A 16,903-nucleotide genomic window follows, 5' to 3' on the forward strand; every position below is an offset into this window, starting at 1 on the left:
TCTACCATCAAACATTTAACTGTGCTTAACTCTCATCGAGTTACTTTGACTTAGCTAGGTTTGCGTCATTTTCTTCACGCAATACACGGCGTAGGATCTTGCCTACATTGGTCTTTGGTAAGTCATCTTTAAACTCAACGATTTTTGGCACCTTGTAGCCTGTTAAATGTTCGCGACAGTGAGCAATAATCTCTTCTTTAGTTAAGCTAGGATCGCGCTTAACCACATAGATCTTAACCAGTTCACCCGACACTTCATGTGGCTGACCGATGGCTGCGACCTCTAGCACTTTACCATGAAGCGCGACAACATCTTCTATCTCGTTTGGATAGACGTTGAAGCCAGAGACAAGAATCATATCTTTCTTACGATCAACAATGTGGATCAAGCCTTCATCGTCAAACTTAACAATATCACCCGTCGATAACCAACCTTCGGCATTGATCACCTCTTTGGTCGCTTCTGGGCGCTGCCAATAACCTTGCATAACTTGAGGTCCACGAACCTGAAGTTCACCGACTTCAGTATTTGCCACTGGATTACCCTCGTCATCAACAATACGAACTTCGGTAGAAGGAACCGGCAAGCCAATTGCTCCCGTGTAGTCAGTAAGATCGTACGGGTTACCTGTAACTAATGGAGAACATTCTGTTAGCCCGTAACCTTCAAGTAAGTGAATCCCTGTGGTCTTTTTCCACTGTTCTGCGACTGCACGCTGCACAGCCATACCACCGCCCACAGAAAGTTTGAGTTTGCTGAAGTCGAGCTCTTGGAAATCTTCGTTGTTCACAAGTGCATTAAACAGGGTATTAACGCCGGTAATTGCCGTAAACGGGTATTTCTGTAGCTCTTTAATAAAGCCAGGAATATCACGAGGGTTAGTGATCAGCAGGTTCTGCCCACCCATCTCAATAAACAGCAAACAGTTTACCGTCAGTGCAAACACATGATAGAGCGGTAATGCAGTAACAACCAGTTCACGACCTTCAGATAAAACAGGGCCATAAGCGCCTTTTGCTTGTAAAACGTTAGCAATCATATTGCGATGAGTCAGAATCGCACCTTTTGCGACCCCTGTTGTGCCACCGGTGTACTGCAAGAAGGCGATATCATCACCAGACATGAAAGGCTTCACATACTGTAGACGACGACCATTGTGAAGTGCCTTACGCATGGAGATTGCGCCAGGTAGGTCATACTTAGGCACCATGCCTTTAACATACTTAACGACGAAGTCGACCAAAGTACCTTTTGCACGAGGTAACATCTGCCCGAGACTGGTTAACACCACATGTTTAACAGGCGTGTTATCAACAACTTGTTCAAGCGTATTGGCAAAATTCGATACGATAACAATCGCTTTTGCGCCGGAGTCATTTAGCTGATGCTCTAGCTCACGCGGGGTGTATAGCGGATTCACGTTGACCGCAATTAACCCTGCACGTAGCACACCAAACAAGGCAACTGGATATTGCAGCAGATTAGGCATCATCAAAGCGACACGATCACCCTTTTGTAACTTCAGTTCATTTTGCAAGTAAGCTGCAAACGCTCGGCTACGCTCTTCCAGTTTGCGAAATGTCATCACCGAGCCCATGTTCATAAAAGCAGGCTGGTCGGCATACTTTTGAACTGACTGTTCAAACATTTCCACTAATGATGGGTATTGATCTGGGTCGATATGCTCTGGCACATCTTCTGGATAGCGTGATAACCAAGGTTTATCCACGGTAAAACTCCTCGAAATTAACTGGCTGTCATCTGAGTGAAAAGCTCTATTTTCAACGTCGTCTATTACAGCACAGGCGAAGCCCTTGAGCACGAAAGTCTCAAACACTTGTTTAAATTTTGTTAACTAAACCAAAAATTAGGTTAGATACTCTAGAAGGAGCTTGCAGATGACAGTGATGACCTCCTTCGATCATCTCAAAATGAGTGGAATCTGAAGCATCAAGCTGAAAAGACTGCAAATAAGAAAAGCCTTCGTTGCCTAGAATGACAAGTTGTGGGCAAGTCACTTGTAGGCGAAAAGACTCGGCGTGTTCAAATGACATTCGATAAAGAGACTGGCTTTGCAGCTTTACATCGTGCCGCCATATCCAGCCAGACTGATGAGCTTCAAGCCCACGCAGTATAATTGGAGCAATTAGTTCAGACTGTATCTGATTTACCTTTGCTCGCCTCTCTATCGCTTCTTGTTCAGACAACATAACGCGAGTTGGCTTTCTACGAATTCTTTGACGACTCAGCACGCCTTCTCTTAAACGAGAAACCGTATCTTGCGCTTTTTCAGCCAAAGGTCCGTATCCTTCTATCTGAACCAAGCCACTGACTTGTTCAGGAAAGGCGGCACTATAGCAACTTGCAATCAAAGCACCAAGAGAATGCCCTACTAGTACCAGTCTGTTTGGTGATAAGTTAGCCAAAAACTGATAAACATCGTCAATATAGTCGTGAAAAGGATAGAAATTACTGGCTTCCTTGTGGCTAGAAAGGCCGTGACCCGGTAAATCGATTGCGCATAAGTGCCAATCCGGTTTAAGAGTGTGGAGAGAGGCCATCACGGATTCAAAACTCGCCGCGTTGTCTAACCAGCCATGTAAAAAAACGACCGAAAGTTCGGCCGTTTCACTGTATCCATATTCGATGGTTGCGATATGTCCATTAAGGATCTCGCGTTTTCGTTCGTCGCGCATTACTTCACTTCTTGAATCACTTTGCCCTGTCTGGTTCCATAACGAACATCGCTACAGTAGAGACCGCGACAAGGATAGAGGTAGCTGTCGAAATCATGGACTATGATACGCTCTTCAATACGCCACAAATGAAAGCCACTCGCCTTCATCACTGGGAAGTCATAAGAATAGTCACCAACTTTACCTTGTTCTCGGCCTTGGCTTTTTCCAAGTAACGAGATAAGACGCCCCTCAGACAAGGTTACCGGATCAGCAAAACCATCAACATAGGCGACAAAACGGCCTTGTGGCTCTTGGTTGATATCTGGTTTACCCACAGAATTTATCGGCAGATTAACCACTTCAATACGAGTTTGATCTTTAAGGTTCTTTACATCAGCGATCAATCCGCCCAGTCTTACCTCAGCGTTAGCTTGAGCCTCCGGTTGCCACTCTTGATAACTGGTAACAACATCTGGGTTTTCGGTTTTGAGGTTTTCAGGTAGAGAGCTACAAGCGGAAAGCAAAACTACGGCAGCCAGCGCACACAAAAAACGAAAAGGTCGTTGAGTCATAACGTCACACAAAGTCTTAATTTAGATATAGATATCGACACCCAGCAGCTGTGAAAGTTCCTCGCGCTTAGCTTGGTTCATCACGTCCATATATTCTTCCATCGCTTTACGGCTGCGGCCTTCAGGAAGATCATATTGGACTTGCGCTTTATGAATCTCGGATTCATTGACATGACGGATAGAGTGCGCCACCGCGTTAGCCACCTTAGTGGGTTGGCTAACCGCAGCTTTATCGCCAGATTTTTTAACCTCGTTCTTCTTATTGGCTTTGTTGGCCCTATTTGGTCCGGGAACCGAAGGAGGTAATCCGTTGATTGATACCATACTTTCCGCTTATGCCTTATTTGTCCTGTCTAAACTACTCTCTACCTGGCAGTTTTTTCCAAGCAACCGTATCACGCAGATAAACTGGGCTTGCCTCTTCCGCATCAACCGTATTGCCTTTCACTAGTTCAAACTTCGCCAGTTGAACAATGTCTTCCGCGTCGGGGAATAAAACATCACTCTTCTCTGTGGTAAATTTTACACCAGCAAGTTGTTCTGTATACGCATCCCAACCTGTACCTGCCGTCAACCATTGCTGGTCATCCGCGGCACTGTTGTCCGAAACTAATTGAGGGGGAGTGACACATTCAGCATCTACAGCATGCCAAGTGCCATCTTCTTGACGAGTAAAACGTCCCCAGTAAACCTCGCTCATACGTGCGTCAATCGCTGTTGCCACATGGCTTACACCTTGTTTTCGGTATACACCTTGTGCCATTGCTTCCAACGTAGAAACACCGATCATTGGTAAATCTGCACCGAACGCTAAACCTTGTGCAATACCAATGCCAATTCGAACACCCGTAAAGCTGCCCGGGCCGCGACCAAATGCGAGCGCGTCCAACTCAGTAAGGTTAACCCCAGCTTCTTTTAGTACTTCATCCACCATCGGGAGTACTTTTTTGGTGTGGTCTCTAGGTGCAACTTCACTGCGCACGTAAACTTTATCGTCAACTAAAAGAGCAACAGAACAGTTCTCGGTTGCTGTATCTAGAGCAAGGATCTTTACACTCATTGATATCTCTGGTTATTCGTTTGTATTGGTTGTCGGCTTGTGGGCACAAACGGCTCAAGCGAGTCGTTAGCATGTCACATACCATCATTGATTATGTTCGAGAAAATCCTGCACCAAAGCTAAATCTCGGGTACGAGGTATCGGTGGTAAACTCGCAAGGAAAACGCCACCGTATTCACGGGTCACTAGCCGATTATCACAGATAATTAGCGCCCCTTTATCGTTCTTATCTCGAATAAGTCGCCCTACCCCCTGCTTCAAAGTGATGACCGCATCCGGAATTTGTACCTGAGAAAACGGGTCACCGCCTTTAAGCTGACAATCTTCGATTCGCGCCTTTAACAGCGGGTCATCGGGGGCAGTAAACGGTAATTTGTCGATGATAACACAGCTCAGTGCGTCACCTCTAACATCTATCCCTTCCCAAAACGCGCCTGTCGCAACGAGCAAGGCATTACCTAGTTCCATAAACTCAGCGAGGGTTTTCTGTTTGCTGGTCTCCCCTTGCATCAATACAGGAACAGTTAAGCGTTCTCTGAATCTTTCTCCCAGCTCTTTCATCATGCTGTGAGACGTGCAAAGGAAGAAACATCGGCCTTGGTTTTGCTCAATCACTGGCGTTAGCATATTGACCAGTTTATCCGCCATACCTGGGCTATTGGGCTCTGGGAGGTATCTTGGTACACATAAACGCGCTTGAGTTTGATAGTCAAAAGGGCTTGGCAGTGACATTTGCGCCTGAGGTTTCAAACCTAAACGGGACGTGAAATGACCGAAGTCATCATTTACAGCAAGCGTCGCCGAAGTAAATATCCAAGCTCCCTGCTTCAACTCAATTTGTTCATGGAACTTATCGGCAACCGTAAGCGGCGTAATGTGCAAGGTGAAATGGCGCGGTGTAGTTTCGTACCAGTAGGAATATCCTGTAATGGAGACATCACATACCCTATCCAGTCGCGCCTTTATGGTATTTGCTCTTTCAAACGCACTATCAAGTAATTGGCTTCTACCCAGAGCGAGTTTGACGACCTCAATAACAAAGTCGAGTGCGTCTTCTAAACGTCGCAGCTCACGGCCAATAGATGGAGAAGTGACCGCCTCACGCCAGTTGCCACGAAAACCTGGCTCTCCTAATACGATTCTCAAATCCATTGCGGTTTGATATAGCTTTTCTCCCGCTTTTTGCAATTGACGCATGTCTTTTACTTCGGTTCGGTAAGCAATCTCAATATCTTTGCATAACTCTTGAATCTGGCGGCTAGACAGCGACTGACCAAAATATTGGCTGGCGATATCCGGGAGCTGGTGCGCTTCGTCGAAAACAAACACTTCAGCTTCAGGAATCAACTCACCAAAGCCGGTTTCTTTAATCGCTAGATCGGCTAGAAACAAGTGGTGGTTGACCACAACTACATCAGCATCCATCGCCTTTTTTCTCGCTTTAAGTACAAAGCACTCTTGGTAACTCGGGCATTCTTTACCTAGGCAATTGTCGTTGGTTGAGGTAATGGTTGGAATAACCGGACTGTCTTCAGCGATGGCATCACAATCACCAAGATCGCCAGTTTTGGTTTCTGACGACCAACTGCGCACCTTTACCAATTGACTAAGCAAAGTTGGATCCGCACTTTGGTTGTGGCTTTCAACCATCTGACGACTCAAGCGGTCTAAACAAAGGTAGTTTGCCCGACCTTTCAACAATGCAACCTGACCGTAAAAACCTAACGCATTAGTCATTAACGGCAAATCACGGTGAAACAGTTGTTCTTGGAGGTTTTTCGAGCCCGTGCTGATAATGGTTTTCTTACCACTTAACAGAGCTGGCACCAAATAGGCGAAAGTTTTACCTGTCCCTGTTCCGGCTTCAACGACCACCTGACTTTGGCTTTTGATTGCACTTGCCACCGCTTCAGCCATATCGAGCTGAGCTTGACGCGGTTGAAAGCCAGGTATTGCTTTACCTAGCGCTCCCTCAGAGGAGAAGGTCTTTGAAATCATGCACAACAGAGAGTTAATAAAGGGGGAGAGATTATGGCAGTTTTTGCACCAAGGCGCGAATGAGATTTTCGCGCCTAAGCAGCCTCAGAGATTAGCGTTTATTGAGGTAACGGTTTAACCAAGCAGGACCAGAAAATCCGTCTTGTTGGTCATCCATCATGGCACGTGCGGCTTCACTTGGGGAGGCACGGTTTTCCCACATTTCATCTAAGATTTCTTCGTCTAGTTCTTTGCCACCAGTTAAGGCGCTTACTCGTTCAGAATACAATTTACGGGCTAGTAGCTCTTTATCCATACATACCACCTAAAAGACACGCTAAGAGAACAAACACTCTTCAAATAACCTCAGCCAATCGGTTAACTCAGATTAATTGTTGAAACCAACTCGATATTAGTTTAATTGTAGCTTCAATACTGCGGGTGACCTCACCGTTCGGATGCCCGTAAAAAATTCACAATACAAAAAAAATAATTCACGGAAGTTTGAACCTAATGGAAAAGAAAACACTACTGACACACTGCACTGACGCCCCAGGTCTTATTTCAAAGATCACCAACATTTGTTACAAACACCAACTCAATATTATTCACAACAACGAGTTTGTAGATAACACTAGCGGTCACTTCTTTATGCGTACTGAGCTTGAAGGTTACTTCAATGATCAGACCTTTTTAGCCGACCTCGACCAAGCTTTGCCAGAGGGTGCTAAGCGTAAATTGATAGGTTCAAATCGCAAGCGAGTCGTCATTCTTGTCACCAAAGAAGCCCACTGCTTGGGTGATATCTTAATGAAGAATTACGACGGAAGCTTGGATGTTGAAATCGCTGCTGTCGTGGGTAACTACGATACTTTGCAGAGCCTAACTGAGAAATTTGATATCCCTTATCACTACGTTTCTCATGAAGGGTTGAATCGTGAAGAGCACGAGAAAAAGATGCTGGAAGTTATCGACCAGTACCAAGCAGATTACTTAGTTCTTGCTAAATACATGCGTGTACTGACTCCTTCTTTTGTCGAAAAGTACCACCACAAGATTATTAATATTCACCATAGTTTCTTGCCTGCTTTCATTGGTGCTAAACCATACCAGCAAGCTTATGAGCGCGGCGTAAAAATCATTGGCGCCACAGCGCACTTTGTAACTAACGATCTCGATGAAGGTCCAATCATCAAGCAAGACGTTATTCCAGTGGATCACAACTTTAGCGCGCAAGATATGGCGCAAGCGGGTCGTGACGTTGAAAAGAACGTATTGAGCAAAGCCCTCAACAAAGTACTCAATGATCACGTCTTTGTTTACGGCAATAAGACCGTAATCCTTTAAGACGCACAGATACGAAAAAGGTCTCTTCGAAAAGAGACCTTTTTTTATGATAATCAGATCGTAAATTACAGCTTAACTGCGAGCTCTACACCCTGCTTAATCGCACGCACCGCATCCAATTCACCTGCGTAATCAGCACCACCTATCACATGGAGTTTATCGCCTAATAGGTGCCATTGATTTTCAAATGGTCGAACCGATTCCTGACCCGCACAAATGATAACCGTATCGGCATCTAGCAATTGTTGCTTGTCATCGACACTGATATGTAAGCCTTGCTGATCTATTTTGTCATAGCTCACGCCGCCTAGTAAGTTCACGCCACGTTTCTCTAAAGTACGTTTATGAATCCAGCCCGTTGTTTTACCCGGCCCTTTACCTACGCGACCTTTGCGGCGCTGGAGTACCCAAACGGTTTTATCACTCATTGAGTCAGGATAAGGGAATAGTCCCCCTGGGTGAGAGATCTCTTTATCAATACCCCACTCATGCAACCAATCATCCAAATTGTGTCCAGCAGGTTCAGTCAACATGGTCGCCACATCAACACCGATACCACCAGCACCAACAATCGCAACCTTGTTACCAACGTAAGTCTTCTCTTTGATAAGCGTTTGGTAGTCGACCACTTTTTCTGGCGTTTCGATACCATCAATATTGACTTTACGAGGCTCTACCCCTGATGCCATCACCACTTCATCATATTCAGCAAGAAGGTCGTAATTAGCATCGGTTTCAAGGTGAAGCTTCACCCCTGTCTCATCAATTCTATTGGCAAAGTAGCGAATCGTTTCTCTGAACTCTTCTTTACCCGGAATTTGCATTGCTAAACGGAACTGTCCACCAATCCTGTCATTACGCTCAAACAGGTCAACATGATGCCCTCTTTCAGCTAATGTTGTCGCACACGCCAATCCAGCTGGTCCTGCACCAACAACGGCAATGTTCTTTTTCACATCGGTCGGTGTCACCGTTAGTTCTGTTTCTCGACAGGCAAGTGGATTCACCAAGCAACCAGCTCGCTTGCCTTTAAACACATTGTCTAGACACGCTTGGTTACAACCGATACACGTATTAATCATTTGAGAGCGATTCTGCTCAGCTTTGATTACAAAGTGTGGATCAGCGAGGAACGGTCGTGCCATCGAAACCATATCAGCATGGCCACTGGCGAGAATATTTTCGGCTTCTTCTGGAGTATTAATACGGTTACAGGTCACGATAGGCACATTGACATGAGGGCGTACCTTTTCTGTTACCCAAGTAAATGCCCCGCGAGGCACCTGAGTCGCGATGGTTGGAATCCGAGCTTCATGCCAACCAATACCCGTGTTGATAATCGTCACACCTGCATTTTCTAGCTCTTTTGCCAGCATAACCACTTCATCAAAAGTACTGCCTTCTTCAACCAGATCCAGCATTGAAAGGCGGAAAATGATGATGAACTCTTTTCCTGCTGCTTGGCGTATCGCTTTCACCACCTCAAGAGGGAAACGAATGCGATTTTCATAACTGCCGCCCCATTCGTCATAACGTGTATTGGTACGCTTACAGATAAACTGGTTCAGCAAATAACCTTCTGAGCCCATGACTTCAACGCCATCGTAACCTGCTTGCTGCGCAAGGGCCGCACTGTTGGCAAAGGCATCAATGGTCTTTTTGATTTGGCGAGTACTCATTTCACTTGGGGCGAAGCGAGCAATTGGGGCCTTAATCGAAGACGCGCTTTGGGCAAAAGGATGCATCGCGTATCGGCCCGCATGAAGTAACTGAAGCGCGATTTTACCACCATGTTGATGCACGGCTTCAGTAACGACTTTATGTGCTTTTGCATGTTTCGCTTTACTAAATTCAGCACTAAACGGGTGTAATCTACCACGTAGATTCGGTGAAAATCCGCCTGTTACAATGAGCCCTACTCCACCTTTTGCACGTTCTGCGTAAAAGGCTGCGAGCTTACCCAGCCCTTCTTTATGTTCTTCTAATCCGGTGTGCATAGAACCCATTAACACTCGATTGCGTAGTTGGGTAAATCCTAGATCCAGTGGCTGAAGTAAATTCGGGTACATGGTAGACATCACTTTACTCTTTTATTGTTGTGGTCTGACCACAATATGAAGAGCTTAAATAAAAATCAAACACCTGTTTACATTTTTGTAACACCGATCAATCTTCTGGTTGTTTGGGTATACTAGTTTAAGTAGGATGGAACTTATCTGAACTTAAATGCTCATAGAGCGGATAAGCCTTAATCTGCGGTTTCCGTAGCGGAGAAAAAATGAAAAAAATATTTAAATTCGTTGGCCTGTTTTTTAAAGGGATTTGGAAGCTCATCACTTTCATTCGTCTTGCCCTCGTCAACCTGATCTTTTTAGCGAGTATCGGCGTCATCTATTTCATCTACACCAGTGCAGATACACCAACGCCAACAGTGCCAAAAGAGTCGGCACTGATTCTGAATATTTCAGGGCCTATCGTCGAACAGCCAACCTATGTAAACCCTATGGATTCATTAACGGGATCTTTCTTTGGTCAAAGCCTGCCTAAAGAAAACGTCTTGTTCGACATTGTAGACACCATTCGTCACGCCAAAGATGACTCACAAGTGAGTGGTATTGTCCTAGCACTGCGTGATATGCCAGAAACAAACCTGACTAAGCTACGTTACATTGCGAAAGCATTGAATGAGTTTAAAGCCTCAGGCAAACCTATTTATGCCGTGGGCGATATGTACAACCAAAGCCAGTACTACCTTGCAAGCTACGCAGATAAAATCTACCTCGCTCCAGACGGCGCAGTGATGCTCAAAGGCTACAGTGCTTATACTCTGTACTATAAAACCTTGCTAGAAAATCTGGACGTGAATACGCATGTCTTCCGAGTCGGTACTTACAAATCTGCTATCGAGCCGTTTGTCCGCGACGACATGTCTAAAGAAGCCAAAGCGTCAGCCTCGCGTTGGCTTGGACAGCTTTGGGGAGCCTATGTAGATGACGTTGCAACAAATCGTCAGCTCTCTGCTGATGCGCTTACTCCAGATATGGATGAGTTCCTAGCTCTACTCAAAGAAAACCAAGGCGACCTTGCTGCTCTGTCACTCAACGTCGGCTTAGTTGACGAGCTCGCAACACGCCAGCAAGTTCGTAAACGGCTAATCGATGTCTTCGGTAGCAATGGAGAAGACAGCTACAACTACGTTGATTATTACGAGTATCAATCAACCATGAGCCCAAGCTTTGACTTAGCAGCGGACGACATTGCTGTGGTAGTGGCAAGTGGTTCTATTATGGATGGTTCTCAGCCACGCGGTACGGTTGGTGGTGATACGGTAGCAGCCCTTCTGCGCCAAGCGCGCAACGATGACAAAGTTAAAGCCGTAGTGCTTCGTGTAGACAGCCCTGGAGGCAGTGCATTTGCCTCCGAAGTGATTCGTAATGAAGTAGACGCGCTCAAAGAAGCAGGGAAACCTGTGGTAGTTTCTATGTCGAGCTTAGCGGCCTCTGGTGGTTACTGGATCTCGATGAGTGCTGACAGCATTGTTGCACAGCCAACCACGCTAACCGGCTCCATTGGTATCTTTAGTGTTATTACTACCTTTGAAAAAGGCCTTAACAAGCTAGGTATCTACACTGACGGAGTTGGCACATCACCATTCTCTGACGTTGGTGTTACCACCGGGCTTTCAAAAGGTGCTTCGCAAGCCTTCCAAATGGGCATCGAGCATGGCTACAACCGATTTGTCGGCTTAGTGAGTCAATCGCGCGAAATCCCTCTCGATAAAGTAGATGGTGTTGCTCAAGGTCGAGTTTGGACAGGACAAGATGCATTAGAACTTGGCTTAATAGATAAAATTGGCGACTTTGATGATGCCGTGGCATTAGCCGCTAAAATGGCAGAGGTCGAGAACTACAACTTGTACTGGGTTGAAGAACCACTTTCACCTGCGCAACAAATTGTACAAGACTTTATGAACCAAGTCAGTGCATCATTAGGTATCGACGCAACAGCGTTACTGCCCGCAGCATTGCAACCTGTTGCGACACAAGTGATTCAAGATGCCAATATGCTGCAAAGCTACAACGACCCTAAAGGTCAGTATGCTTTCTGTTTAAACTGTCAGGTTCAGTAAAACCTTAGACTGAGCTATTAAAGCGCACCTATTGGCAACACTAGGTGCGCTTTTTAGATCAACCGCTCGCTTTTTCTAATGATGCAACAAATCACATAGTATACAATGCGCATATCATTATTAATCTTAACGAACGCAAGCCATGGATGTGCGCAATAGCGATATGGAGGCAATCTGCCATGTATTCAGACGCTACGTCGAATATATGGGGGTTGATCAGACCGTATCTTACTCTCGAGTTGACACTCATCTTCACCAAGTCAAAACCGTATCCACCAACTATTCTTGGCATCTCGCTTATTGGGGAGATGAACTGTACAAAAATCTCCATTCGCGGCTCAAACCCGGGATAAACATGTGGAACAGTCAAAGAGTGCAGAATTTTAGTGGCTCGTGTAAAGCAAGTCACAATCGAGTGGATATTGTCACCAAGAACGGTTTTGATTATGACATTCTTTCAATTTCTCTTCCTACGACCCCCCAACCATGTGATTTGGTCGGCCAGACGATTGCTATCAGATCTAAGATTAACCAACTTGCTTTGGAGTGCTGGAGCGACAAAGAGATTCAGATTCCTATCGATAATCTATCGACATCAAACTCAGTGCTTGCTGAACCAAAAGAGTATGTATTTGGTGAAATTACTTTGACTCAAGACGAGCTCACCAGCGTAGGTTACTTTCTTGAAATGAAAACCTGTTATGAAGTCTCAGTCATTAGAGGTTGTACCGAAGCGAAAGAAGCGCACCGCCTTAACACTATCCGATACAAACTTGGCTGCGAAAACCAGCCCGATTCCTTCTTTTTTAACAAACTGGTAGAGCTAGGAGTAACCGTCGCATGTCTGGACAGTTTCATCATATCTCGCTAACCGTGAGCGACTTGATCGTGAGCCAAAAGTTCTACGCATTGTTTGGTTATCAGCTTGAGCGCAATTTCCAAGATGAACAAGTCACTATTCACATGTTGGAAAACCAAGGCTCAAGAATTGAGCTTTTTCATTTTAATGGGGAAGCCTTTACCCCAACACCCGAGCCACTCATGACTTTAAGAAGAATGGGGATTACTCATTTTGCTTTACGAGTGAGCGGACTTGAAACCTTTCATAGAAAATTATCGGAAGTCACCAACATCACTACTATATACAACGCTAGGCTAGGTAGTTTCCGTTACTTTTTCTGTTCAGATCCCGATGGAAATCAAATCGAAGTTATAGAGGAGTAAAACAGAATGTCACTCACTTGGAAACAGCGCAGCAGTACTGTACTTGGAAATGCTATGGAGTTCTACGATATCGCGGTATTCGCATCGATATCGATCTACATTTCCCAGTTGTTTGCCACTCAAGGTATTGAGCATTCAGAATTTGTAGTTTGGGGAGTGTTTGCCCTACGTTTCTTGGTTAGACCGTTTGGTGGCATTATCATTGGTCGCTACGCTGATAAGTACGGACGTAAAAGAGCATTAGTATTCTGTAACCTACTCACTGGTATCGCAACCGTGGCCATGGCATTCGTCCCTGTCGAAATTGTTGGACAATATGTGGTTGTGGTTTTTCTGTTCTTCCAGATGATTCAATCATTTAGCTTTGGTGGCGAGTACCCTACTCTGATTAACTACCTACTGTATGATGCAAAGAAAACAGAGCGATCACGAGTGAGTAGCTTAATAGTGGCGAGCTCAATCGTCGGCGTTATCATCTCACTCTTGATTGTCGCGGGATTAGAGAGTGTGTTAAGCGCAAAAGAGATGAGCGAATGGGGCTGGAGAGTGCCATTGCTGGTTGGAGTAGCAAACATCATAGTTAGCCTCTATCTGCGCCTTTCTTTGCCTGAGCTGCCTAAAGCACACGCTGTAGCAAGTAAATCTAGCCGCGCAATCATTGCCAAAGTATTTTGCATCTCAATTCTTGGTGCGGTGGTCTTCTATGTACAAAACTTAGCGAGTGGAATTCTAGGTAAAGCAATGAACATCGACAACCTTGCACTCATCAACTCTTCAATCCTCGTAGTCATGCTATTTGCCTTTGCGGTGTTTGTTGATAAACGCTATTCGCCGACAAAAGCATTTAAGACCGGTGCGCTGCTAATGTTGTTTTCTGCCGTTCCACTGTTTGCTCTGCTTGGTTCGAATCAATTTGTCTGGCAAGCATTAGCGGTGTTAGGAATCAGCAGTTTATCGGCTATCATACTCGGTAACTTGGCGGCTCTTTTATGGCAGCAGTCTGACAACCAAACCACGAGCTTAGGTATTGGCTACAATATCGCGCTGTCTATTTTTGGAGGACTCACACCATTGATCGTCACAGAAGCGATGTTATTTAGCCCTGCCTATGTAGGTATTTACGTCGCGATAGCCACAATACCAGGATTAACCGTGTTATATCGTTTCAATACCCAAAGGCTTCAGAAACCAGTAGAAGCATAGCAACGCTGACACACTATTGTTTAATCAACTTATTAGACTCATCGGTCTTATCCGTGAGCCTTGGTGTGTCTGACGATTATTCTTTTCATCCAGACAAAGAGTGACCAACTCTGGTCAGACCTAGATTAGTTTCGCAACGACTACAATACTGAGTATCAAGATAGGGGGATTCCTGTGCGGGAGCCCCCTTTTTATTGGCTTGGATTAATATATAATCCCACGCTCTGTTCCCCCTACAATTAACTGGTTTCAAAGCAATGGCAAGAAAACATATTTATATCGCCTACACTGGCGGTACCATTGGTATGCAAAAATCCCATGATCACGGTTATGTCCCAGTAGCTGGCTTCATGGAAAAACAACTAGCAAGTATGCCAGAGTTCCACCGTCCAGAAATGCCTGAGTTTACCATTCATGAGTATGACCCACTTATCGACTCATCGGATATGACACCAGCAGATTGGCAGCAAATTGCTGACGACATCCGCGCTAACTATGATAAGTACGATGGTTTTGTCATCTTGCATGGCACCGATACCATGGCGTATACCGCCTCTGCACTTTCGTTCATGCTCGAAAACCTTGGCAAGCCTGTTATCGTCACTGGCTCGCAGATTCCTCTGGCAGAACTTCGTTCTGATGGTCAAGCAAACCTGCTTAACGCGCTGCACATTGCTGCTAACTACCCGATCAATGAAGTGACCTTGTTCTTCAACAATAAGCTTATGCGTGGCAACCGCAGCACTAAATCTCATGCTGATGGTTTTAACGCCTTTACGTCACCAAACCTTCCACCACTGCTTGAAGCGGGTATCAACATCCAAATTAGTAGTGAGATTGAGGTGGGTGCTAAGCCTGAAGGTGAGTTCAAAGTTCATGACATCACACCGCAGCCAATCGGTGTCATTACTATGTACCCTGGCATTTCGCACGAAGTAATCCGCAATACGCTACTGCAACCTGTTAATGCCATGATTCTCTTAACGTTTGGGGTAGGTAACGCACCGCAGAACCCTGAGCTGTTAGGACACCTGAAGGATGCGTCTGAACGTGGCGTTATCGTCGTCAACCTCACTCAATGTTTGGCGGGTAAGGTTAACATGGGTGGTTATGCAACAGGCTGTGCTCTTGCAGAAGCAGGGGTTATCAGCGGCTACGACATGACACCAGAAGCCGCGCTTGCAAAACTTCACTTCCTACTCAGCCAAGGGCTTAGCTACGAGCAAGTTAAAGTTAAGATGCAGCAAGTTCTGCGCGGTGAAATGAGTATTTAGGTACCAAGTTCTATAAAAAAACCGGCGACTATGCCGGTTTTTTTGTAGTTAGGTCAACTCGATACTAGAAAGGAAATACCGTATTCATATTGGATGACATTAAATCTCTTAGCTTCAAGAGCCCTTCCTCTAAACGTTCATCAGTACTGACCGACATCAGTGATAAACGTATATGGTTTGTCCCCTCTCCACTCGCGTCAAAGTAACTTCCACTGCTAACAATAACACCACGATTTTTGGCTTCCATCATAAACCTTTCCTGTGGCCACGATTTTGGCAAAGGGACCCATAGATGATACCCCGCCGCCGAGCTATCAACGTCAGTCAAAATTTCTCGTGCTATTTTTTGCCGCCTCTGGGCAACGCTTCTTTGAGTTGCAGCGATTTCGAACGCCTCGCCAGATTCGATCATATTTGTGGCAGCAATATAATTAATCGGAGAAGATAACCAGATGTTTGCGCGTATATGAGCATTGATCAACGCCACCTGTCTATCGGGCACTTTGACATACCCACAACGCATTGCGGGACTAATTGCTTTGGAAAGTCCCGAAATATGAAAGGCATAATCTGGTGCAAAGTTACTCACTGCTGGCAAAGTCATTTGATCCAAAAAACAATAAATATCATCTTCTATAAGCCAAACTTCATTGTCTTTGACTACTTTAGCAATCTCTTTTCGGCGAGACTCTGGCATTGTTATCCCTGTCGGGTTTTGGTGAGAAGGAACGACAATAACAGCCTTGATATCATGCTGAAGAATTGAATTCTCTAGTTCCGTAGGCGACATCCCTGCTTCATCCATAGGTATGGCGACCACTTGTCTTCCAGACAAACTGGCTATCGCTAAAATCCCCGGATAAGTAAGCGCCTCAACAGCAATTGCATCACCAGGTTTCGTTAGTGCGTTTATTAGCAAAGATAAGGCATGCTGCGCCCCATTAGTGAGCAGAGTATTTTTCGTGTTTCCACCCTCAAGCCCAAAGTATTTCGCCCATTCAACACCTGCTCGCCTATGTTCTTCATGTCCCGAGTGCTCCGTATAACCAATCAAATCAGCAGACAGCGTTTGACTCGCCACTTCTAGCGCCTTCTTTAGTTGTGGAACATTTTTGTATAGACAAGGCTGAAGAATCGAAAAGTTGTAATCCTTCTCATCTTCTGGCGGTTGAATCGCTTGATTTAGCGTTACATCACCACACACAAATGTGCCTCTTCCTACAAAAGACTCCACTCTTCCTTTTTCAGCAAGCAACTTGTAAGCCTTCGCTACTGTCGCTGGCGTGGTATCAAGTTCATCAGCAAGAGTACGATGCGGTGGCAATTTAAAGTTAACTGGATATTCACCTCGGTCAATTCTTAGCTCAATTGCCTCGGCTATCTGATTAAACTTATTCTCACTCACCTTGAATTCCTCTCTGTCTCACGGTTAAGAACAT

Annotated in this window: 15 protein-coding genes; 6 read left to right on the forward strand and 9 right to left on the reverse strand. The window is 45.3% G+C overall.

Annotation, left to right across the window (positions count from 1 at the left end):
* Positions 1-40: 40 nt before the first annotated feature.
* From fadD to IX91_RS10080, 7 genes are all read right to left on the reverse strand, one after another.
* The gene (fadD, locus tag IX91_RS10050) at positions 41-1,729 is read right to left on the reverse strand and encodes a long-chain-fatty-acid--CoA ligase FadD (RefSeq protein WP_004746532.1); all 1,689 of its coding nucleotides are present in this window, start codon (positions 1,727-1,729) and stop codon (positions 41-43) included.
* A gap of 112 nt (positions 1,730-1,841) precedes the next feature.
* Positions 1,842-2,696, reverse strand: coding sequence for an alpha/beta fold hydrolase (locus IX91_RS10055; RefSeq protein WP_004749648.1), 855 nt, complete (start codon positions 2,694-2,696; stop codon positions 1,842-1,844).
* Positions 2,696-3,250, reverse strand: coding sequence for a Slp family lipoprotein (locus IX91_RS10060; RefSeq protein WP_004746528.1), 555 nt, complete (start codon positions 3,248-3,250; stop codon positions 2,696-2,698). Before IX91_RS10060 ends, IX91_RS10055 begins: the two co-directional genes overlap by 1 nt.
* Before the next feature lie 21 nt (positions 3,251-3,271).
* On the reverse strand, positions 3,272-3,574 hold the full coding sequence (locus IX91_RS10065; RefSeq protein WP_004746527.1) for a hypothetical protein: 303 nt from the start codon (positions 3,572-3,574) through the stop codon (positions 3,272-3,274).
* 34 nt (positions 3,575-3,608) lie between these two features.
* Entirely contained in the window at positions 3,609-4,310 is a 702-nt protein-coding gene (gene tsaB, locus IX91_RS10070; protein ID WP_004746525.1) for a tRNA (adenosine(37)-N6)-threonylcarbamoyltransferase complex dimerization subunit type 1 TsaB, read from the reverse strand.
* A gap of 84 nt (positions 4,311-4,394) precedes the next feature.
* Positions 4,395-6,308 carry an ATP-dependent DNA helicase gene (locus tag IX91_RS10075; RefSeq protein WP_004746523.1) on the reverse strand — a complete coding sequence of 638 codons (1,914 nt, stop codon included), beginning with the start codon at positions 6,306-6,308 and terminating at the stop codon, positions 4,395-4,397.
* A gap of 91 nt (positions 6,309-6,399) precedes the next feature.
* On the reverse strand, positions 6,400-6,603 hold the full coding sequence (locus IX91_RS10080) for a hypothetical protein (protein WP_004746521.1): 204 nt from the start codon (positions 6,601-6,603) through the stop codon (positions 6,400-6,402).
* Between the two features lie 197 nt (positions 6,604-6,800).
* Between IX91_RS10080 and purU the strand changes: the two genes are divergently transcribed.
* Positions 6,801-7,634: a formyltetrahydrofolate deformylase gene (gene purU / locus IX91_RS10085; protein ID WP_038197727.1), complete on the forward strand. Its 834-nt coding sequence runs from the start codon at positions 6,801-6,803 to the stop codon at positions 7,632-7,634.
* Between the two features lie 65 nt (positions 7,635-7,699).
* On the opposite strand, the gene IX91_RS10090 is transcribed toward purU, so the two are convergent.
* Entirely contained in the window at positions 7,700-9,712 is a 2,013-nt protein-coding gene (locus IX91_RS10090) for an NADPH-dependent 2,4-dienoyl-CoA reductase (protein ID WP_004746517.1), read from the reverse strand.
* Positions 9,713-9,912: 200 nt separating this feature from the next.
* Between IX91_RS10090 and sppA the strand changes: the two genes are divergently transcribed.
* The 5 genes from sppA (at position 9,913) to ansA (ending at position 15,464) form a co-directional block, all read left to right on the forward strand.
* Positions 9,913-11,763, forward strand: coding sequence for a signal peptide peptidase SppA (gene sppA, locus IX91_RS10095; RefSeq protein ID WP_004746516.1), 1,851 nt, complete (start codon positions 9,913-9,915; stop codon positions 11,761-11,763).
* 355 nt (positions 11,764-12,118) lie between these two features.
* Entirely contained in the window at positions 12,119-12,634 is a 516-nt protein-coding gene (locus tag IX91_RS10100; protein ID WP_236642799.1) for a hypothetical protein, read from the forward strand.
* Positions 12,604-12,987, forward strand: coding sequence for a VOC family protein (locus IX91_RS10105; protein WP_004746512.1), 384 nt, complete (start codon positions 12,604-12,606; stop codon positions 12,985-12,987). The genes IX91_RS10100 and IX91_RS10105 overlap by 31 nt, the downstream gene beginning before the upstream one ends.
* A 6-nt stretch (positions 12,988-12,993) precedes the next feature.
* Positions 12,994-14,190, forward strand: a complete 1,197-nt coding sequence (locus IX91_RS10110; RefSeq protein WP_004746510.1) for an MFS transporter — start codon at positions 12,994-12,996, stop codon at positions 14,188-14,190.
* 257 nt (positions 14,191-14,447) lie between these two features.
* Positions 14,448-15,464 (forward strand): asparaginase, encoded by a 1,017-nt coding sequence (gene ansA, locus IX91_RS10115; RefSeq protein ID WP_004749650.1) that lies wholly within the window; start codon positions 14,448-14,450, stop codon positions 15,462-15,464.
* Positions 15,465-15,528: 64 nt separating this feature from the next.
* On the opposite strand, the gene IX91_RS10120 is transcribed toward ansA, so the two are convergent.
* On the reverse strand, positions 15,529-16,869 hold the full coding sequence (locus IX91_RS10120; RefSeq protein ID WP_004748905.1) for an aminotransferase-like domain-containing protein: 1,341 nt from the start codon (positions 16,867-16,869) through the stop codon (positions 15,529-15,531).
* Positions 16,870-16,903 lie beyond the last annotated feature (34 nt).

This window comes from Vibrio tubiashii ATCC 19109 (assembly GCF_000772105.1).
Classification (GTDB): Bacteria; Pseudomonadota; Gammaproteobacteria; order Enterobacterales; family Vibrionaceae; genus Vibrio; species Vibrio tubiashii.